28 protein-coding genes and 1 tRNA gene are annotated in these 25,092 nt (G+C 34.5%); 14 read left to right on the plus strand and 15 right to left on the minus strand.

Translation table 11 applies throughout. From position 1 onward, the window contains the following. Nucleotides 1–157: 157 nt before the first annotated feature. A complete protein-coding gene (locus tag ABWO41_RS03255; protein WP_353133371.1) occupies nt 158–529 on the plus strand; it encodes an Hpt domain-containing protein in 372 nt (123 codons plus the stop codon). On the opposite strand, the gene pssA is transcribed toward ABWO41_RS03255, so the two are convergent. Next, the gene (gene pssA / locus ABWO41_RS03260) at nt 524–1,213 is read right to left on the minus strand and encodes a CDP-diacylglycerol--serine O-phosphatidyltransferase (protein ID WP_353133374.1); all 690 of its coding nucleotides are present in this window, start codon (nt 1,211–1,213) and stop codon (nt 524–526) included. The two genes, ABWO41_RS03255 and pssA, sit on opposite strands and share 6 nt — an antisense overlap. A gap of 83 nt (nt 1,214–1,296) precedes the next feature. Further along, nucleotides 1,297–2,901, minus strand: a complete 1,605-nt coding sequence (gene rho, locus ABWO41_RS03265) for a transcription termination factor Rho (protein WP_353133377.1) — start codon at nt 2,899–2,901, stop codon at nt 1,297–1,299. Nucleotides 2,902–3,134: 233 nt separating this feature from the next. Here rho and pyrF point away from each other — a divergent pair, with 233 nt between their 5' ends. Genes pyrF through ABWO41_RS03280 form a run of 3 tightly spaced genes read left to right on the plus strand, consistent with a single transcriptional unit; the run spans nt 3,135 to nt 5,515 of the window. Continuing rightward, nucleotides 3,135–3,962, plus strand: a complete 828-nt coding sequence (pyrF, locus tag ABWO41_RS03270) for an orotidine-5'-phosphate decarboxylase (RefSeq protein WP_353133380.1) — start codon at nt 3,135–3,137, stop codon at nt 3,960–3,962. Between the two features lie 43 nt (nt 3,963–4,005). Further along, nucleotides 4,006–5,289 (plus strand): DUF2851 family protein, encoded by a 1,284-nt coding sequence (locus ABWO41_RS03275; protein WP_353133383.1) that lies wholly within the window; start codon nt 4,006–4,008, stop codon nt 5,287–5,289. Between the two features lie 4 nt (nt 5,290–5,293). After that, nucleotides 5,294–5,515, plus strand: a complete 222-nt coding sequence (locus tag ABWO41_RS03280; RefSeq protein WP_353133386.1) for a PspC domain-containing protein — start codon at nt 5,294–5,296, stop codon at nt 5,513–5,515. 36 nt (nt 5,516–5,551) lie between these two features. On the opposite strand, the gene ABWO41_RS03285 is transcribed toward ABWO41_RS03280, so the two are convergent. From ABWO41_RS03285 to ychF, 6 genes are all read right to left on the minus strand, one after another. After that, nucleotides 5,552–6,067 carry a glutathione peroxidase gene (locus ABWO41_RS03285; protein WP_353133389.1) on the minus strand — a complete coding sequence of 172 codons (516 nt, stop codon included), beginning with the start codon at nt 6,065–6,067 and terminating at the stop codon, nt 5,552–5,554. 11 nt (nt 6,068–6,078) lie between these two features. Further along, on the minus strand, nt 6,079–6,981 hold the full coding sequence (locus ABWO41_RS03290) for a DUF72 domain-containing protein (protein WP_353133392.1): 903 nt from the start codon (nt 6,979–6,981) through the stop codon (nt 6,079–6,081). Nucleotides 6,982–7,017: 36 nt separating this feature from the next. Next, complete coding sequence (locus ABWO41_RS03295; RefSeq protein ID WP_353133395.1) at nt 7,018–7,854, minus strand: VOC family protein; 837 nt, start codon at nt 7,852–7,854, stop codon at nt 7,018–7,020. Between the two features lie 66 nt (nt 7,855–7,920). Further along, nucleotides 7,921–8,331: an SRPBCC family protein gene (locus ABWO41_RS03300; protein ID WP_353133398.1), complete on the minus strand. Its 411-nt coding sequence runs from the start codon at nt 8,329–8,331 to the stop codon at nt 7,921–7,923. A gap of 78 nt (nt 8,332–8,409) precedes the next feature. Next, a tRNA-Arg gene (locus ABWO41_RS03305) sits at nt 8,410–8,481 on the minus strand. An 18-nt stretch (nt 8,482–8,499) separates the two neighbouring features. Further along, nucleotides 8,500–9,600, minus strand: coding sequence for a redox-regulated ATPase YchF (ychF, locus tag ABWO41_RS03310; protein WP_353133401.1), 1,101 nt, complete (start codon nt 9,598–9,600; stop codon nt 8,500–8,502). A 154-nt stretch (nt 9,601–9,754) separates the two neighbouring features. On the opposite strand from ychF, the gene ABWO41_RS03315 reads away from it, so the two are divergent. Next, a complete protein-coding gene (locus tag ABWO41_RS03315; protein ID WP_353133404.1) occupies nt 9,755–10,243 on the plus strand; it encodes a DUF5362 family protein in 489 nt (162 codons plus the stop codon). Between the two features lie 85 nt (nt 10,244–10,328). Here the strand turns inward: ABWO41_RS03315 and ABWO41_RS03320 are convergent, their stop codons facing one another. From ABWO41_RS03320 to ABWO41_RS03335, 4 genes are all read right to left on the minus strand, one after another. Next, on the minus strand, nt 10,329–12,170 hold the full coding sequence (locus ABWO41_RS03320; RefSeq protein ID WP_353133407.1) for a UbiD family decarboxylase: 1,842 nt from the start codon (nt 12,168–12,170) through the stop codon (nt 10,329–10,331). Between the two features lie 775 nt (nt 12,171–12,945). Further along, nucleotides 12,946–13,137, minus strand: coding sequence for a cold-shock protein (locus ABWO41_RS03325; protein ID WP_353133410.1), 192 nt, complete (start codon nt 13,135–13,137; stop codon nt 12,946–12,948). Between the two features lie 129 nt (nt 13,138–13,266). Further along, nucleotides 13,267–13,593: a DUF3276 family protein gene (locus ABWO41_RS03330; RefSeq protein WP_353133413.1), complete on the minus strand. Its 327-nt coding sequence runs from the start codon at nt 13,591–13,593 to the stop codon at nt 13,267–13,269. A 157-nt stretch (nt 13,594–13,750) separates the two neighbouring features. Then, complete coding sequence (locus ABWO41_RS03335) at nt 13,751–15,535, minus strand: ABC transporter ATP-binding protein (RefSeq protein ID WP_353133416.1); 1,785 nt, start codon at nt 15,533–15,535, stop codon at nt 13,751–13,753. A 193-nt stretch (nt 15,536–15,728) separates the two neighbouring features. On the opposite strand from ABWO41_RS03335, the gene ABWO41_RS03340 reads away from it, so the two are divergent. From ABWO41_RS03340 to ABWO41_RS03375, 8 genes are all read left to right on the plus strand, one after another. Further along, the gene (locus ABWO41_RS03340; protein WP_353133419.1) at nt 15,729–16,817 is read left to right on the plus strand and encodes a Glu/Leu/Phe/Val family dehydrogenase; all 1,089 of its coding nucleotides are present in this window, start codon (nt 15,729–15,731) and stop codon (nt 16,815–16,817) included. Nucleotides 16,818–16,877: 60 nt separating this feature from the next. Continuing rightward, nucleotides 16,878–17,819: a transcription antitermination factor NusB gene (gene nusB / locus ABWO41_RS03345; protein WP_353133422.1), complete on the plus strand. Its 942-nt coding sequence runs from the start codon at nt 16,878–16,880 to the stop codon at nt 17,817–17,819. A 26-nt stretch (nt 17,820–17,845) separates the two neighbouring features. Continuing rightward, nucleotides 17,846–18,274: a DUF1573 domain-containing protein gene (locus ABWO41_RS03350; RefSeq protein ID WP_353133424.1), complete on the plus strand. Its 429-nt coding sequence runs from the start codon at nt 17,846–17,848 to the stop codon at nt 18,272–18,274. 13 nt (nt 18,275–18,287) lie between these two features. Beyond that, the gene (yajC, locus tag ABWO41_RS03355; protein WP_502945628.1) at nt 18,288–18,590 is read left to right on the plus strand and encodes a preprotein translocase subunit YajC; all 303 of its coding nucleotides are present in this window, start codon (nt 18,288–18,290) and stop codon (nt 18,588–18,590) included. A 168-nt stretch (nt 18,591–18,758) separates the two neighbouring features. Next, nucleotides 18,759–19,706, plus strand: a complete 948-nt coding sequence (locus tag ABWO41_RS03360) for a CdaR family protein (RefSeq protein WP_353133427.1) — start codon at nt 18,759–18,761, stop codon at nt 19,704–19,706. A gap of 2 nt (nt 19,707–19,708) precedes the next feature. Then, nucleotides 19,709–20,302 carry a dephospho-CoA kinase gene (gene coaE, locus ABWO41_RS03365; protein WP_353133430.1) on the plus strand — a complete coding sequence of 198 codons (594 nt, stop codon included), beginning with the start codon at nt 19,709–19,711 and terminating at the stop codon, nt 20,300–20,302. Next, a complete protein-coding gene (locus ABWO41_RS03370; RefSeq protein ID WP_353133433.1) occupies nt 20,289–21,227 on the plus strand; it encodes an exonuclease in 939 nt (312 codons plus the stop codon). The genes coaE and ABWO41_RS03370 overlap by 14 nt, the downstream gene beginning before the upstream one ends. Nucleotides 21,228–21,250: 23 nt before the next feature. Then, on the plus strand, nt 21,251–21,700 hold the full coding sequence (locus ABWO41_RS03375) for a MarR family winged helix-turn-helix transcriptional regulator (RefSeq protein WP_353133436.1): 450 nt from the start codon (nt 21,251–21,253) through the stop codon (nt 21,698–21,700). A 128-nt stretch (nt 21,701–21,828) separates the two neighbouring features. On the opposite strand, the gene ABWO41_RS03380 is transcribed toward ABWO41_RS03375, so the two are convergent. From ABWO41_RS03380 to ABWO41_RS03390, 3 genes are read right to left on the minus strand one after another with little or no spacing between them, the layout of a single operon-like run. Further along, nucleotides 21,829–22,542 carry a ZIP family metal transporter gene (locus tag ABWO41_RS03380; protein ID WP_353133439.1) on the minus strand — a complete coding sequence of 238 codons (714 nt, stop codon included), beginning with the start codon at nt 22,540–22,542 and terminating at the stop codon, nt 21,829–21,831. 22 nt (nt 22,543–22,564) lie between these two features. Beyond that, nucleotides 22,565–23,146, minus strand: coding sequence for a phosphatase PAP2 family protein (locus ABWO41_RS03385; RefSeq protein WP_353133442.1), 582 nt, complete (start codon nt 23,144–23,146; stop codon nt 22,565–22,567). After that, the gene (locus ABWO41_RS03390) at nt 23,143–23,874 is read right to left on the minus strand and encodes an SAM-dependent methyltransferase (protein WP_353133445.1); all 732 of its coding nucleotides are present in this window, start codon (nt 23,872–23,874) and stop codon (nt 23,143–23,145) included. Before ABWO41_RS03390 ends, ABWO41_RS03385 begins: the two co-directional genes overlap by 4 nt. Before the next feature lie 123 nt (nt 23,875–23,997). On the opposite strand from ABWO41_RS03390, the gene ABWO41_RS03395 reads away from it, so the two are divergent. Further along, nucleotides 23,998–25,092: cysteine desulfurase family protein (locus ABWO41_RS03395; RefSeq protein ID WP_353133448.1), on the plus strand; the 1,095-nt coding region annotated here is incomplete at its 3' end.

The following is a 25,092-nucleotide window of genomic DNA, read 5'->3' on the forward strand; positions in this document are numbered from 1 at the left end:
CCAGTCCGCACCCCTTTATTCCGGAACGCATGTTTGTTCTGGAACCATTAAATGAAATTTTTCCAAATTTTATACATCCAATTCTGAAAAAATCCGTAAAAGAACTTTATAAAGAATGTAAGGATAAACTTTCCGTTAGGAAATTAAAAGAAAAAATATGAGCTTAAATCAAGACGTTAAAATTGATTTGTCTTATTTAGACGAAGTTGCAGGCGGAAATGCAGAATTTATTATAGAAATGATTGATATATTTCTGCAACAGACACCTGGTTACGTAGCTAATTTAAAGCAAGCTTTTGAAGAAAAAGACTGGAAAAAAATAGCAGAGGTCTCGCATAAAATAAAGCCAACGTTAGCTTTTATTGGTTTGCATACAGAGCAACAGGAGATGGCAAATATAGAACATCAGGCAAGAGCAGAAGAAAACTACGAGATAATTAAAGCAAGTTTTGATGGACTTTGTGGTATTTTTGATTCTGCATATCAAAGTTTAGAAATTAAGAAAAACGAACTTTCCGCTAATCTATAACTTTGCTGTTCGTTTCAAATTGCTGTAATGCAACTGGGAAAAGATCAAATAGAGGAATAAAATTATTGGTATCCCTGAAAATCCCCCGAAAATCAGGCTTATAACAGAAAATATAAGAAATAAATACCTGTATTTGTTTGCTTTCCATGAAAGGTCTCCACTCAGTTTCATGGAAAATAACCTAAGCTCAGAAATTAATAACCAGGAAAGAGCAGCAATTAACCCGCAAAGAAACCAGGGATTGCTTACCATAGGATTGTCGTCTATTATATAAGGTAATGATATGACAAAGAAAGTGTTCATAGGTGTGTTAAGGCCAATGAAATCTTCTGTCTGTCTGGTATCCAAATTAAACTTAGCTAACCGTAGTGCGGAGAATATCGTAATTATAAACCCTAAATATGGAACGAAGGAAGCACTTTCTGTTTTTAATAATTGATAAAAGATAATTCCGGGGACAAAGCCAAAACTGATTACGTCAGCCAAAGAATCAAGTTCTTTTCCTATGTCCGATTTAACATTTAACAATCTGGCAGCAAAGCCATCAAGGAAATCAAAAATCCCAGATAGAATTACAAAGTAAGCTACCGTTTTTAAATCGCCTTGGAATGCATAAATAGCGCCTATACAGCCCGAAAACAGGTTTGCCGAAGTTAAAAGGTTAGGAATATGCTTTTTAATCATAATGTATAAAAATACAAAAGGCTAAAGAAATAAAAGGTTTTTTCCTATTATTTCTTTAGCCATAATATTTTGATTGCTTTGTTTTAGCTGTTCATAGAAACTAAAAACTCTTCGTTAGATTTTGTACCTCTTACCTGAGTTAACAAGAATTCCATCGCTTCCTGAGAATTCATGTCGGCAAGATGGTTTCTTAAGATCCAAACTCTTTGAAGTGTTTCTTTATCTAGTAACAAGTCGTCTCTTCTTGTGCTTGAGGCAGTAATATCAATAGCAGGGAAAATACGTTTGTTAGATAGTTTTCTATCCAGCTGAAGCTCCATATTACCTGTTCCTTTAAATTCTTCAAAGATAACTTCGTCCATTTTTGAACCGGTATCTGTTAGAGCTGTAGCTAAGATAGTTAAAGAACCGCCATCTTCAATATTTCTGGCAGCACCAAAGAAACGTTTAGGTTTGTGTAATGCGTTTGCATCAACACCACCCGATAAAATCTTACCAGAAGCAGGAGCAACCGTATTGTAAGCTCTAGCTAAACGAGTGATAGAATCTAATAAGATAACTACATCGTGACCACACTCGACCATTCTTTTAGCCTTCTCTAATACAATATTAGCGATTTTTACGTGGCGTTCTGCAGGTTCGTCAAAAGTAGAAGAAACAACCTCTGCTCTCACGCTTCTTGCCATATCAGTAACCTCTTCCGGGCGTTCGTCAATCAATAAAATGATCAGGTAAACTTCCGGATGGTTAGCCGCAATTGCGTTTGCAACTTCTTTTAAAAGATTAGTTTTACCTGTTTTTGGTTGTGCTACAATCAAGCCACGCTGCCCTTTTCCGATAGGAGTGAATAAATCCATAATTCTGGTAGAGTAATCACCAGGTTTAGTGAATAAATTCAACCTTTCCGAAGGAAAGAGCGGAGTAAGGTAATCGAAAGGAATTCTATCCCTTACCTCGGCAGGAACACGACCATTAATAGACTCTACCCTAACTAAAGGAAAGTATTTTTCACCTTCTTTAGGAGGTCTGATACTTCCTCTCACGGTGTCTCCGGTCTTTAAACCAAATAATTTGATTTGAGATTGAGATACATATATATCATCAGGAGAAGTCAAATAATTATAATCATAAGAGCGTAAGAATCCAGACCCGTCAGGCATGATTTCTAACACACCTTCGTTAGTAATGACATTATCAAAATCAAAGACTGAGTCCTGAGCTCTTTTTCCATTGTTTGGTTTTTGTTGCTGAGGGCGTTCTGCTTCTGCAGGTTTAACCTCTTCAGCAGGCAGTTTAACAGGAGCTGCAGGTACACTTTCCGGAGCCGAAACTGGTGTCTCCTTTGCTGCGACAACTTTTCTAGGTCTTTTTTCTGTTGTAGCAGGAGCACTTGTAGTTTCCTCTGCAGGATTATCAAATAACGAAGCTTCTACCGCTTTTGGCTTTGGTTTTACCTCCTCTACTGTGGTAGTGGTTTTAACTGTACGAGCTCTTTTCTTTGGTTTTTCTTCTTTGATTTCTTCTACAGCACCGGCAGATTTCGCTGCATTAATCAATTCATGCTGCTCTTTAATTTTTGCAATTAATTCTGCTTTTCGTAGGTCATCAGCATTGCTTATACCAAACGTTCTAGCAATTTCACGAAGCTCTGACACAAGCTTGTCGTTCAATTCGTTTATATCAAACATTAAAAATGAATTTTCAAGGATTTTTTATTTTATAGATTTACCCTAAGTAGTAATTAATTGCTAAAACCTATTTCAAATAATTGAGACTTTTAATTAATAACGTAGATTAAGGATAAATTGAGATTTCCTGTGCAATTTTAGGCAATTAAAAAACCAATGTCAAATTTTTTTTAAAATATTTTTTTGTTTCTTATTCTGTATTTTTGAACCGTTTAAAAAAAGTACTCTATAAAATGAACAGGGCAGAAATTATCAATCAAATAAAAAAAAAGAAATCCTTCTTAGCAGTGGGTTTAGATACCGATCTTAATAAGATACCTAAACACTTGTTGAAATATGAAAATCCTGTTCTGGAGTTTAATAAGCAGATTATTGATGCTACACAAGATTTGTGTATTTCCTATAAAATTAATACTGCTTTTTATGAATGTAATGGTATCCAGGGCTGGAAGTCTTTAATTGATACCTATAAATCTTTGCCTAAAGATACTTTTTCTATTGCAGATGCAAAGCGTGGAGATATCGGGAATACTTCTGCAATGTATGCGAAAGCCTTTTTTGATCCGCAATCTTCGGAAATGGATTTTGACTCTGTAACGGTAGCACCTTATATGGGGAAAGATTCGGTTACACCTTTTCTGAGTTTTACCGATAAATGGGTAATCTTATTGGCTTTGACTTCTAATGAAGGAAGTCATGATTTTCAACAGCTGAAAGATGGAGAAAGCAAGTTTTTTGAACATGTTATCCAAAAATCCAGTGAATGGGCTGATGCATCCAGATTAATGTATGTAGTAGGAGCAACAAGAGGAGAAGGTTTTTTAGCTATCAGAAAACAGGCTCCGGATAACTTTTTGCTCGTTCCTGGAGTTGGCGCACAAGGCGGATCATTAGAAGAGGTATGTAAATATGGAATGAACAAAGATTGCGGTTTGATAGTTAATTCTTCAAGAGCAATTATTTATGCCTCTTCAGGTGAAGATTTTGCGGAAAGAGCCAGAGAAGAAGCGCAAAAGGTCCAGATAGAAATGGCCAAAGAACTTTCAAAAATTGGTTTTTAGAAACAAAATATTTTTAAAAGAAATATTTTGATTAATTTAAAGGATGGTTTCAAAAGAAAACATCCTTCATTATATCTGGAAATATAAATTATTTCCCTTTAAAGGCTTAAAAACAAGCTTAGGTGAGTTTATTGAAGTAATTTCACCAGGATATCATAATTCTAATGCAGGTCCCGATTTTTATGAGGCCAGAATAAAAATTGGTGACACACTTTGGGTCGGGTCTGTAGAAATTCATGTGCTAGCCTCTGATTGGAACAGGCATAACCATCAGACAGATCAATCTTATGATAATGTTATTCTGCATGTTGTCTGGCAAAACGACATAGACATCTCTAGGATAGACGGCACAAAGATTCCAGCTCTGGAACTAAAGCCGGTTATAGAGCCTCAACTGATAGAAAAAATAGAGAAACTTAGAAATAATGAACATTGGATTCCTTGTCAGGAAGATATTCATAAGATAGATGACTTTACTTATAAAGCCTGGATAGACCGGATTTTGGTAGAGAGATTAACCTATAAATCAGAAACTATCAGGCATATTTACAGCTACACAAAAGGAAGCTGGGAAGATACATTTTACATTTTATTGGCGGGAAACTTTGGTTTTAAAGTAAATCAGCAACCATTTGAAATGCTGGCTAAAAACCTTCCTCAGCAAATTCTTGCCAGGCATAAAAGTGATCAGCAACAGATAGAATCGTTAGTTTTTGGAGTAGCAGGTTTTTTAGAAGACGAATTTGAAGACGAGTACCCAAATATCTTAAAAAGAGAATTTAGGTTTTTACAACATAAGTATAATTTAAAGACTCTGGATAAATTTATATGGAAATTTGCTAAAACCAGGCCGGATAACTTTCCAACTATACGTCTTGCAGAATTTGCTGGACTTATTTATAAATCTTCTCATCTTTTCTCGAGGTTATTGGAAATAAAACACGTGAAAGATTACCGGTTGTTATTTACCGATCTCACAATTAACCCATATTGGTTTGAACATTATAATTTTGATAAACCAAGAATAAAAGAGTTTTTGATAAAAATAGGTACCGGATCTATAGACAATCTGCTCATCAATTCGATTTCACCAATACTGTTTTTTTATGGCGATTATATGGATAATCAATCGTATAAAGATAGTGCGTTATCTATTTTGGCAAGTATTAAAGCAGAAGATAATCAGATTATTAACGGTTTCAGGAATTTAGGTTTAAAAGTTTCGCTGTCTTCGGAGAGTCAGGGACTTATTCATTTAAAAAATTTTTATTGCAATCAGAAAAAATGCTTAAATTGTGCTTTCGGTATAAAAATCTTAAAACATTAAAGAGATGATTCAGCGAGTATTTATGTTTTTTGAGAGATACTCTTTTGGAGTATGCACTTACTTAGGTGAGAAGTTTAATATTTCTTCCTCTAAAATTAGATTGTTCTTTATTTATACCTCTTTTTTAGCCGTTGGATTCCCTTTAGTATTTTATTTTCTGGCGGCATTTACGTTAGATATCAGAAATTATATTAAAAAAGCCCGGTTGAAATATTGGGATATGTAAACTTATTAAAAAGGAGCTCTCGAGAGCTCCTTTTTATTACAGGTATTGTGTTATATCTTTTGACAAAGGTGTCGTTGCTGACCTAAATCTATGAATAAGATTTCCGTTTTCGTCAATCAGAAATTTTTCGAAGTTCCATTTAATATCACCAGTGAAATCTGGATTGGGTGCAGATGTTAGATACTTAAATAAAGGATGCATATCATTTCCACTAACACTTACCTTTTCACTTAACGGGAATTTAACGCCATAAGTTTGTTCGCAAAAGTCTTTAATTTGTTGATTGCTGCCAGGTTCCTGATTTTTAAAATTATTTGCCGGAAAACCAATGACAACTAACTTGTTTTTGAACAGCTCGGATAATTGCTGCAATTCTTCGTATTGCTTAGTATAACCGCATTTAGAGGCCGTATTAACAATTAAGATCTTTTTACCCTTATATTTAGAAAGATCTAATTTCTTCCCGTTAATATCTTTTAAATCTTTGAATTGGTAAATACCGGCTGATGGAGCAGCAAAGAATAATGCGAAAATTAAGAGTAACGTTTTCATGTTTTTTATTTTTAAAGTAATGTAGTTTGTTTACCGTTGTTGTTGCTATTCAAAGTTTTTGGGATTTGGATATCCAGATTCAACGCTTTATTTAATTTTTCAATAAAGTATGCTGATAAAAGAGGAGATTCTAACTCTACATTCTGATGGACAAAGAAATATAAGTTTTCCAAACCCTCTTTTTTCCATTGGCTAATTCTGGAAACCCATTCATCTAAACGATTATAATCTGAAGGATGGTTTGCTCCAACCCACCTGATGAAAGCAGTAGGAGTGCTTAAGCGCATATGCATCATATCTCGTCTTCCAGCGGTATCCACCAAAATATTAGTAATATTGTTAGATTTTATTACTTCATAATATTCATCTGTAAATTTTTGATCCGCAAACCACTCGGCATTTCTTACCTCAACAGCTAAGGGAATTACTTTAGGAAAATTTTCAATATACTTTTTTAAAGACTCAAAATCTTTTGGTTTGAAATTATCATGGAGTTGCAAAAACGCCATTCCCAGTTTTTCTTCGAAATGAGCAACTGCATCACAAAATTCTTCCGTTGCTTGTTGTGTATTTACCAATCGTTTAAAATGGCTAATGGTATTAGGAAGCTTTGGGAAAAACTTAAAATGCGCAGGAGTTTTATCATACCATGTTCTTACCTGCTCTTTACTCGGAGATTTATAGAATGTAGCATTAAGCTCTATACAATTAAATTGTGTTGAGTAATAAGCCAGTTCATCTTTGGTCCCTCTTGGATAAAAGCCTTTAAGATCTTGTTTATTCCATTTCGCGCAACCAATAAAAGTTTTGAAATCTTTATTCTTGCTGTTCTTTAATACTTTTAAGGTATCCGGATGATCTTGAGGAATAGAAAAATCTATGTCCTGCGGATTATTAACTTTTCCAAATTGCATAAGTAAAATTACCTTTTTTATATGGAAAATAAATGGTTATGCTTCTATTAACTCCCGAATATTAAGTTTACCCATGCCCATTAGTTTATTAACTACTTTTGGAGCTTTCATTTCGTCAGAAACCAGTTCATGCAATACCTTTGGTACTATTTGCCACGAAATTCCAAATTGGTCTTTTACCCATCCGCAACGCCCTTCTGAGCCTTTTTTGCTCAATTCTAACCAATATTTATCAATTTCATCCTGTGTTTCACATTCAATGACAAGAGAAAAAGATTCGTTCAGTTGTGATTTGTACTTGAGAGCGCTATCGAACAGAATTATATCGAATTCATTAATGAAAATATCAGAGTATTTGATAAAATTAACATTTTGATTTTCATCTTCGGAATATCGGATAATTTCTTTTACTCCGGAATTAGGAAAAACTGAAGTATAAAATCCTATGGCCTCACTTGCTCGGCCTGCATTTGAACCATGAAACATAAAAGAAGGTCTTATTTTTTTTCTTTCTTTACCTGGTTTATAGAACAATTGCCAACTTATTCCATATTTGTCTTTTACCCAGGCATATTTTTCAGCCCAATTATATCTGGCCAATTTCATTAATACTTTGCCCTCTTCAGTAAAACTAAGGCATAGTTTTTCTATTTCTTCCTCAGATTTACAATTTACAAATAGCGAAGCAGAAGGATTAGGAACGAATTCCGGACCGGCATTAAGTAATAATAATTTCTGGTCTTCTATTTCCATAAGACTTACCAATATGTTTTCTGCAGTAATTTCTGAATCTGAAAATAAAGTACGGTAGAATTTTGTAGCTTCTTTTGCCCTTTGATTAAACCATAGGCAAGGATAAATAGATTGGTTCATAATTTTATATTTGGTTTATGCCTGGAATTTAGTTGTGTTAGTCCTTAGTTCAACTAAAATAAAACGTTAATGTTGTTCGACATATTGTCTGAAATTGTCCAAAATAGCCTGCCAGCCTTGTCTTTGCATTTCAACAGCATTCTCACTTTCAGCATCGAAAGTTTCGTTAATTTCGGTCTTTCCTTTTTTGTCTAAAAAGATGATTTCTACTTTGCTCTGATCGCCCAAGGTATAAGCTATTTCCTTAAAATTGATTACTTTACTATATATTCCCGAAAAATCAAAACCAAAGCTTTTATCTTTTGCTTCCATTCTGAAGTTGAAAGTACCATTTTTTCTTAAATCATTTTCAGCATGAGGTGTATGCCAATCCGGAGAAGGATTATTCCACTGTTTTATATGCTCTGGATCTGTCCAGAACTTCCAGACTTTTTCTATTGGCGCATTAATAGTGGTTGATATCTTGATAGATGTCATGAATTTTTGTGTATTTAGGTTAAGTTTTATAACAAAAATACCACAAAATTAATGCCTAATAAAAGAGAGTTTTTAGAGTGCATCCTACAGGAATCGAACCTGTACCATGAGAACCGGAATCTCACATTCTATCCATTAAACTAAGGATGCAAAGTGCAAATTTAAATTTTATACATTAAATCGGAAGTGCATAATATCACCATCTTCTACAACGTAAGTTTTTCCTTCTACGCCAAGTTTTCCGGCTTCTTTACAAGCAGCTTCTGAACCTAAAGTTACAAAGTCATTGTATTTAATTACTTCGGCCCGTATAAAACCTTTTTCAAAATCGGTGTGGATTACACCAGCTGCCTGAGGAGCAGTGAATCCTTTGGTTATTGTCCATGCTCTTACTTCCTGTACACCGGCCGTAAAATAGGTATAAAGATTCAATAATTTATAAGCAGCTCTAATTAATTTAGAAACGCCAGATTCTGTTAAACCTAAATCGGCCAGAAACATTTGACGTTCTTCGTAATCTTCCAGTTCGGCAATTTCAGATTCAATTTTGGCAGAAATAATTAATACTTCAGCATTTTCATCTTTAACAGCTTCCTTAACCAGATCCACATATTTATTACCTGTGTTTACAGACGCTTCATCAACATTGCAAACATAAAGAACAGGTTTTACAGTTAGTAAACTTAAATCAGAAATAAAATCGAAGTCCTCTTCAGAAATTGGAGCTGTTCTTACAGATTTACCAGATTCTAAATGGTTTTTTACTACTGATAGAATCTCAAAAGTTCTTTTCGCGTCTTTATCGCCACCAGTTTTAGCCATTTTTTCGACTTTCTGAATACGTTTAACTACGGTGTCAAGGTCTTTTAGTTGCAACTCTGTATCTATAATTTCCTTGTCTCTAATAGGATCTACCGAACCATCTACGTGGATAACATTTCCGTCATCAAAGCAACGTAAAACATGGATGATAGCATTTGTCGCTCTAATATTGCCTAAAAACTGGTTTCCCAGACCTTCGCCTTTAGAAGCACCTTTTACCAGACCAGCTATATCAACAATTTCTATTGTATTTGGAACAATTCTTTGTGGTTTTACCAATTCCGCTAATTTGGTTAACCTGTCATCTGGAACAGTTATAACACCAACATTAGGTTCTATTGTACAAAAGGGGAAGTTTGCAGCCTGTGCTTTTGCATTAGACAAACAATTAAATAGTGTAGACTTTCCTACGTTTGGTAAACCAACAATCCCGCACTGCAGTGCCATATTCTAATTCGTTTTATTAAGTAATTTTTAGTGCTACTAAGCAGCTATCTAATTTGGCGCAAAGATAATGGTTTCTCTAATATAAAAAGTCTTTGTTTTAATTTACTTTCGATTTTAAAATAGCTATATTTAACTCAATCAATTGTAAATTAAAATGGAAGAAAACTTAAATTCACCAGAGGAACAGTTTGACAATAACCCTCAATCAGATCAGCCTAAAAAAGAAAGTTTAATTATTAATGTTGAAATTTCTTCTTTTCTGACGGAAACAGCAAAATGGGCAAAATTTATTGCTATAATAATGTTTATTATGGCCGGTCTTATGGTTTTGGCCGGTATTGTTATTACAGTTAGCGGATCAGTAGCATTGCAAAAATATTTTCCTTTAGGCGGAATGCTGGGTGTTATTTATATTGTAGTGGCATTGATTTATTATTTTCCGGCGAAATACTTATATGATTTTGCTTCTTATATAAAGCAAGCTTTATATTTTAACGAACAGGAATCGTTAGATTATGCTTTTAACAGACTAAAAGCTCATTATAGGTTTATAGGAATACTGATGATAATTGCACTGTGTCTATATATCATGGTTTTTATATTTGCAATAATTGCCGGTGTTTTGGGGAGTATGATAAGCTAAAATAAAAGCTAAGCAAGTTATGCAAGACCATTAGATTTATTTCTTGTATAACTTGCTTAGGTAAAACGCTATGGAAAGCAGTTCTCTACTTAATGATACCATATAGAGAACCACCCTTGCTCCATAATCTTTCAATATTCTTTTCGATTTTTGAATCCATTATTAAAGGTGGCGCGTGATGAGGTTTTACTCTCGCATCTATAATCAACGGGCCCTTGCACCCCCAATGTTTATGTTCTATAAATGAGTTAATCCCATGTATATCATGAGAAGGATTGCTTCTTGTAAATGTTACCCAAACAAAATTCTGCCAGTTTTTAGCAGTAAATTCTACGTCATCGCAAATAATAATCAGGGGTAAAGATTCCAGATTTTCATTTTTCAGCATTTCATTAAGTGCAGCAATTTCTTCAGATGCTTGCCTTTCACTTTCATACTTGTTGCCTTCAATAGTTATAACTCCCGGGAGTACCATTTTAGCTCCTTTGAAAATATTAGGAAGCCTAAAATTAGTGGGGATTTCTGTAGTTAGATTTCGCCTTATTTCTCCTGCAACAGTAAAAGCTACTTTTGAACCAGAATTCAAATCTGAACCAGAATAATCCAATGTGTCAATGGTGGTTTTTGTATAGAAATGTAAATCTCTTGTCAAGTCTATTCGCTCTAAAACATGTTTGAAAAACGTTTCCACATGATGAATATCTAAATGCGGATTATCTTCTTTTGCGCAGATAAATAAAAACTTAGCCAAACTAAGCTGATTTGATCCTAAAATTCTATTGGCCTGAGTAAGTATTTCCTGTGGTTTTCTCTCCTGGAGATAAGGCGTATAACGTTCGCTACCTATTGCAAAAAGCAAAGGGTGTACGCCTGCTTCATCAACTGCGTTTACAGCTGTAACTCCGGGGACTTCTTGTGGAATAGCTTTTCCGGATATTTCATGAATCAACGCCCCAAAACTCGTGTCCTCCTGCGGAGGTCTGCCAACCACGGTAAAGTTCCAGATGGCATCTTTTTTATGATATACATTGTGAACTTTCATTAACGGAAAAGGATGTATTAAGCTATAGTAGCCGAGATGATCTCCGAAAGGACCCTCCGGTTTATTATCCTGAGGATAAACGGTTCCGGTAATTACAAAATCTGCATCTGCAGAAATACAAAATCCTTCATTGTCATAAAAATACCGGAATCTTCTATTGCCTAATGCACCTGCGAATGTAGTTTCAGAAAGTCCTTCTGGTAAAGGCATAACGGCGGCAAGTGCATGGGACGGAGGTCCTCCAACGAAAATACTGACTTTTAATGGTTGTCCTAATGCATTTGCTTTAGTCTGATGGATACCAATTCCTCTGTGCAATTGATAGTGTAAACCAATTTCCTTGTCCTGAATATAACTGTTGCCGTTAAGTTGAATTCGATACATTCCTAAATTCGAACCCATAATGCCAGGTTTTTCTATATCTTCAGTATAAACCTGGGGCATTGTTACAAATGCGCCACCGTCCATGGGCCAATTAACAATAGGAGGAATGTCTGATATTTTTGCTTTTCCAAATGAAATTGGCGCATTATGGTTAACCCTCATGGGAAGTGCAGAAAGTGCGGTTAAAGATACACCGGCATATTTAAAAGGCGATTTTAAAGCTTTCATAGGATCGCCTTTAAGATCCACCAGGGTTTTTACTTTATCAAGACTGTCTCTAAACATGAATTTGGAACGTTCAATTGTTCCGAATAAATTAGACACTGCCGGAAACTTACTGCCTTTTATATTTTCAAACAAAAGTGCCGGACCTTTTTGTTCGTACACTTTTAAATGTATCGCGGCTGCTTCTAAATAAGGATCTATTTCTTCTTTGATTCTAATTAAGTGACCATGTTTTTCCAGATCATTAACACATTCTGCTAAGCTTTTATATCCCATAATGGCAAATATCGCAAAAAGTATAGTGTTTTACAGAAGTATCAGGATTATATAGAATCCAAATAGAGAAATAATGCAGCATACAATAGCGAAGTGTGGAAAGGTATTTAGGAAAGAAAGGAATCTATACAAGAAAAAAATGGAATAATCGGACTAGCTCTTCACTGAAAACAGTGCAAATTTTTGTGTAAAATAAACTAATGGGAAGGGGAGAGACGGCATCGTCTTCTTAGAATTCTTAGAAAACACAGTCCGCTAAAGAACCGAAAAATTCGTGTCCACAGTCCTTTTTGAGATTATTATTCATTAATGCCTTATCTCATATAAATCCTATTATAACATAGACTTTACAGGGACCTTACACGGACCTCACTCGGATATAATACGGAAAAAATCCCTTTAATCTACCTGTTATTTCCCTGTAATCTTCATTTAAAAACTATATAATAATTAGTCAAATATTAGAGAAATATCCGAGGAGTAAAGACTCTTTATAAGAAAAGGTCATTGTGGTAACTCTTGAAAAGACATTTCTTTGCATGAGAAGCCTTACTGGTTAAATACTTAACAAGTAAGATTAGAGACGTGGAGTCCTTTATGTTCATTCTTATGAGAATTGTATACTTTAAAAAAAGCCTATACCCACAAGAATTTGCTTGATCCGGTGTTTTGTAAAAGAAAATAGAAAGTGTAATAAATAAGAAAGCCATCGGCAAATATTTGACGATGGCTTAAATGAAAGTTTCTAAATGTTAAGTATGTCTAATACTGGCAATTATGCCAATTTTACATTCACTGCATTTAATCCTTTTTTACCGTCTTTCAGGTCAAAGGTAACTTGATCATTTTCAGAAATTTCGTCTATAAGACCCGAAACGTGTACAAAATACTCTTTGTCTGTTCCGTCTTCTTTAATAAAACCAAAACCTTTGGTTGCATTAAAGAATTTTACTGTTCCATTGTTCATTATAAAAATTGTTATTCGTTCTCAAATATATACAAAATAATTTTATATGAAACAAGAAGGGAGTTTATTTTCAGCAAAAAAGCCGCAAAATTTGCGGCTTAGTATCTTTGTTATAAGGTAAGCTATGAATTAAAGTTCAAATGAAAATTCATCATCAGTTTTCTGAGCTATATCTTCTGTTGCATATTCATATCTTTTCTCAACAACTTCCTGGTGAGATTTGATATAATCAACTGTTTCCGAAAGACCTTCTGCGAATTTCTCGAAATCTTCTTTGTAAAGGAAAATCTTATGCTTCACAAACATACCATCCTCCAACCTTTTCTTACTTTCTGTTATCGTGATGTAATAATCATTCGATCTCGTTGATTTAACATCAAAGAAATAAGTTCTTTTTCCAGCTCTTACCTTCTTCGAAAATACCTCTTCTCTCTCTTTGTTTTCGTAATCTCCCATGCTGTGTTAAGTTGTTTAAGTTTTGATTGTCTAAATAAAGAAATAAAAAACTAAACTTCCAAATATTAACCGTACTAAATTTGCAAAAAGTAAAAAAAACTGACTGTTTATTAAATATTTGTATAAAATTTCAGTGTTTTTTTAGCGTGTGCGTAACTCATAAAACCTCTTCTTCCAGAAGTTGTTTTTCATATAGTTCAAAATAAGTTCCGCGGTTTTCCATTAATTTTTCATGTGTCCCCTGTTCAATGATTCGGCCGTCATCCAGAACTAAAATTTTATCTGCATTTTTTATCGTAGATACACGATGAGCAATAATTAAACTGGTTTTTCCCTGCATAATTTTACCAAGGTTGCGCAAAATCTGTTCTTCTGTTTTTGTGTCAACTGCAGAAAGAGAATCGTCAAAAATGAGTAGTTTCGGAGAATTAATAATAGCTCTGGCTATAGACACGCGCTGTTTCTGTCCCCCCGACAATGTAATGCCTCTTTCTCCAATATATGTTTCGAACTGATGTTCAAATTCCATAATATTGTTGTAAACAGATGCATTTTTAGCAGCTTCTTCTACTTTTTGCATATCCAGGGTGTCTTGTCCAAAAGCAATATTATTCGAAATAGTATCAGAGAAAAGAAAAACTTCCTGAGGAACGAATCCTGTTTGGCTTCGGAAATCCTGCAGATTTAAAGACCTGATATTTTTTCCGTCTATCAAGATTTCTCCTCCGCTTACATCATACATTCTCAGGAGCAGATTCGCAAGAGTTGATTTACCGGAGCCTGTTCTTCCTATTATGGCCAGTTTTTCTCCAGGCTTAACAGAAAAGCTAACATTTTTTAAAGCGTGAATTCCAGTGTCTGGATAAATAAAATCTACATTTCTGAATTCAATACGTCCTTCAAGTATATGCCTTTGCTCTATTGTACTTAATATTTCTGGTTCTGTATGTAAAAACCGATTTATCCTTTTTTGAGAAGCAGCGGCTCTTTGAATTAAAGTTGTAACCCAGCCTAAAGAGGAAACAGGAAAGGTAAGCTGATTGACATAAACAATAAATTCGGCGATATTTCCGGCTGTTATTTTTCCGCTAATAACATCTAATCCGCCAACATATACTGTAATAATGGTACTTATACCAACCAGTAAAAGCATCATTGGATAAAACAGCGCCTGTATTTTAACTAAACTCATGGAATCTTCCTTGTATTCCTCGCTCTCTTTTGCGAAACCCTCTCTGATCCTGTTTTCCTGAGTATAAGCTTTAATTACCCTAATTCCCGAAAAAGATTCCTGTACAAAGGAAGATAAACTGCTTAATCTCTCCTGAATTCTCTCACTCTTGTGATGTATTTTGGTATGTACCCGATAAATGATCAGCGCCAGAATAGGCAATGGAGCAATACTTAGTAAAGCCAGCTTTACATTTACTGCCAGCATAGCCGTTATAACCAGGCCAAAAAGAACAACCGTATTGATGGTGTACATAATTGCCGGCCCCAGATACATTCTTACCCTGCTTACATCCTCCGTCACATGATTCATGAGGTTACCCGTATTGTTTCTCCGAAAAAATGCTAAGTTTAGTTTTTGATAGTGATTATAGATTTCATTTTTTAAATCGAACTCTATGTGTCTTGACGTTAATATGATGGTTTGCCGCATGAAAAAAAGTAGAATACCCCTGATTAATGCCATGAGCAATACCAGTCCACCAAAGAACAACAATCCCGATGCAAATATTTTATAAAGAATCTCCTGTCTTTCAAATCCGTTAAAAAGCCTGTATAATGCAATATTTTCGGTTACCATATCAAGTGCGAACCGGATAATTTGAGCAGGGATTACAGCAAAAAAATTAGAAGTTATAACAAAAAATACACCCGGAATCAACTTCCATTTGTACTTTAAAAAGAATTTATTGAGATAGGCTAAGTCTTTCATCTTTAATTATCACAAAAGTAGTCTTTTGATTTTAGATTTACCCTTCGTGATTTTAGATTTGACGAAAGCATGAATCACTTGTGTAAATATTCAATTATATTTCATTTACAATACGTAAATCTCATTCCTCAAATATTAAAATTAAAAAAAAACCGCTACTTTTGTTGGCGAATCATAAATATCAAAAGATAATATGTCATCGATCCGTTTTGAAGAGAGTTCAGTTTTCAACCAGTTAGCTTCTTTTGAACATCAGCAGGTAGTTTTTTGTCATGACGAAGATACTGGTTTAAAAGCCATTATCGCTATTCATAATACTGTTTTGGGACCAGCTTTAGGAGGTACCAGAATGTGGTCTTATGAAACCGAGGCAGAAGCTTTGTATGACGTTCTGCGTTTATCTAAAGCAATGACTTATAAAGCGGCGATTACGGGACTGAATTTAGGCGGTGGTAAAGCCGTTATTATCGGTGATAGCCGAAATGATAAAACGGAAGTTCTGATGCGCCGTTTCGGAAGATTTATCGAAAATTTAAATGGTTCATTTATCACCACTCAGGATGTAGGCACCAGTCCAAAAGACATGGAGTATATCAGAATGGAAACCAAATATGTAACCGGAGTTCCGGAAGTACTGGGAGGTGCAGGAGATTTATCTCCTGTTACAGCTAAAGGTGTTTATATGGGAATTAAGGCCTGCGTGAAAGAGATGTTTGGTACCGATTCTTTGGCAGGAAGAAGCGTAGCGGTGCAAGGAACAGGTCATGTTGGGGAACATCTGGTGAATTTGTTACGGATAGAAAATGCGAAGGTATATGTGAGTGATATCAGTGAGGAGCGAATGATTAGTGTAGCAAAAAAATATGGCGCAGAAGCTGTAAATAATAATAGACTTCTGGATATTGATTTTGATGTTTATGCACCTTGTGCCCTGGGAGCAACCGTAAATCCTGAAACCATCAATAAAATGAAATGTTCTATTATTGCTGGTTCTGCAAATAACCAATTGGCCGATGACAAAAGAGATGGTCAGTTACTTTTAGATAGAGGCATATTATTCGCACCGGATTATTTAATTAATGCCGGAGGGTTAATTAATTGTTATTCTGAACTGGAAGGCTATTCTAAGAAAAGAACTATGCAACTGGCAGAGAAGATATATGATGCCACACTCCAGGTTTTGAAAAAATCCAAACAGGATAATATTCCTACAAATATTGCTGCAGATAAAATTGCAGAAAAGAGAATCCAGGATATTAAGAAAATTAAATCTTCATTTTAATAGAAGAAATACACACCAAATACAAAATAAAAAGGTTTAAAACCATCGTTCTTTAAATTTATGTTGAATAGAAGGCATCTAAGGATTAAAGTAATGCAAACGCTGTATGCGTATTTGCAATCGGAAGGAAGTGATTATAAGAAACAAGAAAAAGGGCTGCTTTCTAGCATAGACAAAGTATATGAAATGTATGTCAGCCTATTGGCTTTAATTAATGATGTAGTTCAATACGCAGATATTGATGCAGAAGAAAGAGCCAATAAACATTTGCCATCAACAGAAGATTTAAATCCTAATCTGAAAATATTAGATAATCTTTTTATAAAGCTTCTTTTAGAAAATGAAGAATACGTTCAGGCGGTAAAGAAATATAAAATTTCGTGGGATTTTGATCCGGAATTAGCGCGTTCATTATTCGTTACTTTAAGAAATTCCCAGGAATACAAAGATTACCTGGCTTTAGAAGAACATGATCTGCATTCAGATAAAGATATCATTAAGTTCATCTTCAAAAAAGTCATTTTAAAATCAGAACTAGCACAAAATGCTTTGGAGGAAAAACATATAAACTGGCAGGTAGATCAGGACGTCCTTCAAGCTATGGTAGCTAAGACACTGAAGAATTTTGATTCTTTAGGAGGTGATAATAAGTTAGCTCAGATCAGTTCGAACTGGATAGAAGATAAAGAGTTTGTAGTAGATCTTTTTCATAAAACACTAGCGAACGACAGTGTTTATCAGGAAATGATTGCGGGCAAAACAAAGAATTGGGAAGCAGACCGGATTGCGATGATGGATATCCTGATTATGAAAATGGCTTTAGCAGAGCTGATTTATTTTTCGAGTATTCCTGTTAAAGTAACTATAAATGAGTATCTGGAAATAGCGAAAGAATTTAGTACGCCTAAAAGTAATGTTTTTATCAATGGTATCTTGGACAAGATATTAAATGAATTAAAAGCTGAAAATAAAATAAGGAAATACGGTAGAGGCTTAGTATAATTGTATTTGTTTATTTAAAACACAATATGAAAAAATATATTTTACTGGTAGCAGGAGCGATAGTTATAAGCTCATGTAATAATACAGCCAAACAGTCTGCTACGCAAACTGATTCTGTTAGCGTAAATGTAAATGCAGAAGAGGCTCCTGTTATCCGATTCAAAACAGATGTTTACGATTTTGGAAAGATTCAGGAAGGTCAGAAAGTCTCTTATGATTTTGAGTTTGTAAACGAAGGAAAATCACCCTTAATTATCTCTGATGCATCTGCAACATGTGGCTGTACAGTTCCGGAAGTGCCTAAAGAGCCTATTTTGCCAGGCAAGGAAGGAAAGATTAGAGTGGTTTTCAATAGTACCGGGAAAAGCGGTCTTCAGGATAAACCGGTTACTGTTAGAGCTAATACGGTTCCGGCAGAAACTGTAGTACGTTTAATAGGTGAAATAGTTAAATAATAAAAATTATATTATGTTGTTAAATTTCGTTTTGTTGCAAGCATCAGGAGATATGATGAGTTTCCTTCCAATGTTATTAATTATAGTGGTTTTCTATTTTTTCATGATCAGACCCCAAATGAAAAAAGCGAAAGATCATAAGAAATTTGTTGCCGAATTAAAAAAAGGAGATAAAGTAATCACCACAGCTGGAATTCACGGAAGGATTGTTGATTTAAACGAAACAACAATTGTTCTGGAAACCGAAGGTGGCGGAAAAATCCGTTTTGACAAGAGTGCAGTTTCTTTAGATGCTTCTAAGGGCTTGAATGGGTAAATTCAGTTTTAAAATAAAAAAATGCCACTTCATAAAACAAAGAAGTGGCATTTTTTATTTCATATCTTTGAATAGAGTTTAAATAAATGCTGAATTTTAAATTTGCAATTTTGAACGTATTGCATTTCTGAATGTTATAATTCAAAAAACATTAAACATTTTTCATAAATGGCATTAATAAGACTATCATTAGGAGAAAGAAAGAGAATAAGCATGTTCTTTACATGTATTGCTTTAGCTTTTGCGGCCTGGTTGATTTATTCTTTGTCTATGAATTATGACTATAACGTAAAAGCTATTGCTTCATTTAAAAGCTTGCCTCAAAATAAAGCTTTTTATCCTTTACAGTCAGATACCGTTGTTTTGGTAGTTCGAGGTACAGGGTGGCAATTGCTGTTCAACAAGCTTAGCAAATCGGTATCAGATATTAAAGTAGACTTAAGTTCTCTGGAAAGAAGGAATTTTGTAAGTATGAGAGAACAAATGGCTGATATCAATAACCAGTTTTTCTCTAATCAAACTATTATAAAAGTATTACCCGATACATTATTTTTTGATTTTGCTACAAGAAAGGTGAAGCGCGTTCCTGTTAAATTTAAGGCCGAGTTAGATTATAAAAAGCAATTTGGACAGTCTAAAGAAATATTACTCAAACCTTCGCATGTAACTATAACAGGTCCGGCAGATGTTATAAAAGATATCGATCATTGGGATACAGACACTTTTCGGATGAAAGGAATTAGTGGCAGTATATCTTCTAATATTAGCCTGAAAAAAGCTAAAGAAGCAAATATTAGTATATTCCCAAATAGGGTAGAATTTAAATTGGAAGTAGAAGAGTTTACTGAAAAGGAATTTGATATTCCAATTAAAGTAGTGAATAATCCAGATTATTATCGGGTAAAATTAGTCCCGTCATTTGTGAAAGTATATGCCTGGTCCTCATTGTCAGACTATGCTTCGGTAGATGAAAACCATGTTTCGGCAACAGTCGATTTATCTTTGTGGAGAGAAAAGAAAGCTACTCGTTTGCCAGTAATTATTGTCAATCACAACCCATTTGTACAAATTAACAGGCTCAATCCTCAACAGGTAGATTTCATGGTAAGTAAATAAAGATGAAGGTAGGGATAACAGGAGGAATAGGTAGTGGAAAATCCACGGTAAGTAGTATATTCGAATTGCTCGGGATTCCTGTATACTATGCAGATATTGAGGCAAAAAGATTAATGGTCAACAATCAGACTATTCGTGATAAAGTAGTGGAGCTTTTTGGGACAGCATCTTATCAGGACGGAGAATTGAACAGAAAACATATTGCTGCAATAGCATTTAAAGATGCCGCTGTTTTAGAAAGACTTAATGCTACTGTTCATCCTGTTGTTATAGACGATTACAGGCAGTGGGTAAAAAAGCAAAATAGTCAATATACATTAAAAGAAGCCGCGTTATTATTCGAAAGTGGGTCTTATCTGGAAAGTGATTTTAATATTCTTGTCTCGTCGCCCTTAGAACTTAGAATAGAAAGAGTAATGAAGAGAGATCGTGTGGTTAGAGATGAAGTGCTGACAAGAATCAATAAGCAAATGCCAGAAGAAGAAAAAGAAAGATTGGCTACTTTTATTGTTTACAATAATGAATCTGAGTTGCTGATTACTCAGGTATTAAATATTCATGAGAAAATTTTGAATTTGATTAATGATAAAGGATGATTTTCTTGCGAAGACTGAAGCGGGTTTATACTGCCGGTATGGAGATTTTTATTTAGATCCGGAATTACCTGTAGCAAATGCAGTTATATCCCATGCTCATGGCGATCATGCAAGGGGAGGCAATAGAAACGTTTATTGTTCGGCATTTACAAAGGATCTTATGCTTCTGAGGTATAAGAAAAAAGCCGCTGTAAATTTTTTTGTAAAGCAGTATAAAGAAAGCTTTTCAATAAATGAAGTGAAACTTAGGTTTTATCCTGCGGGGCATATTTTAGGTTCTGCAATGATCTTAATGGAGTTCGAAGGCTCGACTTATCTTTATACAGGCGACTATAAGTTGCAAAATGACGATACGTGTGAGCAGACCGAACTTCCCGTGGCCGATGTGTTGATTACCGAAAGTACCTTTGCAAATCCAAATGTCAGTCACCCGGATGCCGAAATAGAAATAAAAAAATTAAATAGTATTAAGACCAACATCCTTTTAGGTGTCTATGGATTGGGTAAAGCACAAAGAATAACTCATCTGATCAATAAGCATTGCCCGGATAAAGTAGTACATGTTCATCATTCTATTTTCTCTATACATCAATTATATAATCAATATGGTGTCAAATTGGGGACGTATAATTTATATAATAGGAAATCATTAAAACAACATCATCAAAATCAGGTTTATTTATTGCCTCCGTTGACTTTTAATAGTTATAGAGGGGCGGTTGGCGTAGCCAGGGTTTTCGCTTCTGGATGGGAGTATTTGCAAAAGGGGAATGATTTGTCATTATATATATCTGATCACGTAGATTGGACAGGTATCCTTACAACTATAGAAACAGTAAATCCAAGTGAAGTGTGGACATTACATGGTGATGGTACTTCATTAAAAAAATTTTTGGACGGTAAATTGACTACTAAAATCTTATAAATGAATTGAAAAATGGAGATACAATGGAGCTAGAGAAGGAAATATTGAATCGTCGTTTTGAAAGTGACTTCAATAAAGTCGTTGTTAATATTGTTTATACTTATGGTTGGGTGAATAATTGGCTTAAGGCAGAATTAGATAAGTACAACCTAACTCTTCAACAGTACAATGTGCTGCGTATTTTAAGAGGACAAATACCTAATCCGGCAACTGTAAATCTGATTAAAGAAAGAATGCTGGATAAAATGTCTGATGCTTCGCGAATTGTAGACAGACTAGTGGCCAAACAATTAGTGGAGCGCAAAGTATGCGCCAGAGATAGAAGGGCTGTAGATATTACCATATCTCAAGAAGGGTTGAACATTCTGGAAAAAATCAGAATGGATGAAATCGTAAAGGATATTCTTTCTAAGAATTTGACAGAACAGGAGGCAGGTTTGCTAAGTGAACTTTTAGATAAATTACGGGGCTAAATTTGATAGGTAATCTACATTATTCTTAATTTATTAAATCGTCTTATATCGAAAAGAAAGTGGCACATCACTTTCTTTTCGCTGACTTTTAAGAGCTTGTTCTGTAGTTGAAAACTCCTGTTTTCTTTTTAGTGTTGATGCATTAAAAATCCGGCTAATGCAATTAAAGTCCCTGCTATTACAGCAAATGTCTTTTTAACAGAAAATTTATGGTCTACGCTGGACTCGAATAATATTGTTGTAGAAATATGAAGAAAAATACCAATAACAATTCCCATTACGTATTGGTAGTAGTTGGTTTCAATAATGCTGCCGCTCTTTAATATGAAACTAAAAAAATATCCCAGAGGAGCCATTAAGGCAAATAGTATTATTAAAGCTACAGTTGTTCCTTTACTTACATGATTACTCAATAAAACGCTTCCCAGCGCAAATGCTGCCGGTATATGGTGTACAGCAATTCCGAATACCAAATGGTTTTGTTCTCTTGAAGTTAATGGCATTCCTTCTAAAAATGCATGCAGACATAAGCTGATCATGATGCCCCATGGAAACGCTTTTCCGTGATCATGGGCGTGAATGTGACCATGTTCAATTCCTTGAGAAAATTGTTCCAGTAAAATTTGTAATATAAAGCCTGCGAGTATAAATAAACCCACATAATGATTATGAGATTCGTATACATCCGGAAGTAAATGTAGTACTGTAATAGCAAATAGATATGCGCCACTAAACGATAAAATAAGCTTTAAGCGATTAGGATTTTCCTGTTTAATAAAAAACACAGACAAACCACCTAATAGCGCTCCGGCTGCTAATATAAATATGAATAAATAGTTCATGGCTTAAAATAATTTAAACAGATCAGTTTGTTTTTACGTGGGTTTCTAACAGAAAATAGCGGTTGTATAATTTTGCAAACAGAAATCCTATGAGGGAACCATATATTGCACCAACTGTAACATCTATTGGATAATGCACACCAACGTATATCTGCGCAAAAGATATAAGTCCTGCCCATATCAATGCAATAGCGGTTATTGATTTCCACATCCTTCTAAATATTACGATTAAGAATACAGCTATTGCAAAATGATCGGTGGCATGAGTTGAAGGGAAACTTTTACCAGAACCACAACCCACTCTTGCATTAACCATATCTTTTATAGTTTCATCATTACAAGGCCGCACTCTTTCAAAAGTAGGTTTAAGAATCTTTGCGCTTGTAAAATCTGCAAAGCCTACTGTAGCACTTAAAAATAATATTAAGTATAAACCTTTCAGTCTGTATCTCCTTATTGAAAAAGCGATAATAGCTATGTATAGTGGAATCCAAACATATTTGTTTCTCAGGATGGGCATAATCCAGTCAAAGATGGGATTACCCAATGTTTTGTTTATGAAAAAGAAAATTTCTTGATCAAAATGTAGTATGGAATCTATCATATTTTGTTGCAAACAAAAATTAGTCTGTCAGAATTGTCCGGATTAAAATCATTGAGATTGTAATCGCCAAATAGTTTTTCGATTTTTAAACCTGCTAAAGAGAATAGTCGTTCAAAGTCTGCCAATTTAAAATCACTAACTTCTTCTTTAAAAGCATAGTTTTTATCATCATGAGTAAAATTGATGGTTTTTACGATTTTTTCATTTTTGACACTTCGTGTAATATGGAAGTTAATGTTTTCTATCGTTTTACTTTCTTCTTCTACCAGATTATTGATGATTTTCTGGCTGTTCATATAATCTAAAATCAATTTTCCATCGCTTTTAAGAGCTTTAGAAAAAGCTTTTAATGCATTAACATGTTCTTTTTCGGTTTCAAAATAACCAAAGCTGGTGAAAAGGTTAAATGCGAAATCAAAATAATTGATGTAAAACAGTCTGCGCATATCATGAACGAAAAAATGTAGTTTGTCGTTTTCGAACTGTTTTGCGAACCTTATGCTGTTATAGGCAAGGTCTATACCGGTTACATCGTAACCTTTTGTGTTTAAATAAATAGAATGGCGTCCTTTTCCGCAGGCAATATCCAACATTGTTGCATTCTTGTCAGGTTCAAGGTATGTGCAAAGATTATCAATAAATAGTTCTGCCTCTTCTTTGTCGCGTTGTTTGTAAAGTATATGATAAAATGGAGAATTGAACCAATTCTGAAACCACTCTTTTGACATAGTAATTCGATATATTCTGCAAATATAGTTATTTAAGAATTTTACATGGCATTTAAAGTTTTACCACTGTCAAAAGGTTTTATTCAGTAATTTTGATGCATATTTTCAAGGGTCAAATAAATTATGAAAAGAAAAGTGTATTTAGACAACGCTGCAACAACTCCATTAGATGAAGAAGTGAAGAAGGTAATGATAGATGTAATGGAGAATAATTTTGGGAATCCGTCGTCAATACACGCTCATGGCAGAGAGGTGAGAACAATTATAGAAAAAGCCAGGAAAAATGTTGCTAACCTGTTAAACACTGCTCCGGCAAATATATTCTTTACTTCTAGTGGTACAGAAGCTGATAATACAGCCATAAGAAGAACGGTTGCCGATTTAGGGATAAAACACATCATTACTTCTCCTTTGGAACATCATGCAGTTTTGCATACAGTAGAAATGTTGGAAAAGAACGGTATTAAAATAAGCTATCTGAATGTAGATGAGAAAGGTAATATAGATTACGAACAGTTAGAGCAACTACTTAAAAGTAGCGAAAGAAGTTTGGTTTCTCTGATGCATGCAAACAACGAGATAGGCACCTTAACAAATATAGAACGAGTGGGGAATATTTGTGAACAATACAATGCTGTTTTTCATTGCGATACTGTTCAGACCGTTGGACATTATAAGCATGATTTGAGTACATTAAAAGTTGATTTTATTGCTTGTTCTGCCCATAAGATACACGGGCCAAAGGGAGTCGGTTTTATTTATATTAATCCCCGAGTCAAAATTAATCCCATGATTTATGGGGGAGCGCAAGAAAGGAATATGCGTGGTGGGACCGAGAATATATATGGTATAGCAGGACTTTCCAAAGCTTTGAGTCTGGCTTATGAAGAAATGGAAACACAGCAACAATATATTCAAGGGCTTAAAAGTTATATGAAGGAGCAATTAGAAAAGGAAATCCCTGGTGTTTCTTTCAATGGTGAAACAGATGAGGACAGAAGCTTGTATACGGTGTTGAGTGTTTCTTTTCCAGAAATGGATATGGCTGATATGTTGTTGTTTAAACTGGATATTAGTGGTGTTTCTGCTTCCGGGGGCAGTGCATGTTCGTCGGGTACAAATATAGGCTCTCATGTTTTAACGGCTATTGGTACGTCGCCAGACAGACCGGCTGTAAGATTTTCTTTTTCGAAATACAATACCGAAGATGAAATCGAC

This window comes from Pseudopedobacter sp., from assembly GCF_040392825.1.
Lineage (GTDB): Bacteria > Bacteroidota > Bacteroidia > Sphingobacteriales > Sphingobacteriaceae > Pseudopedobacter.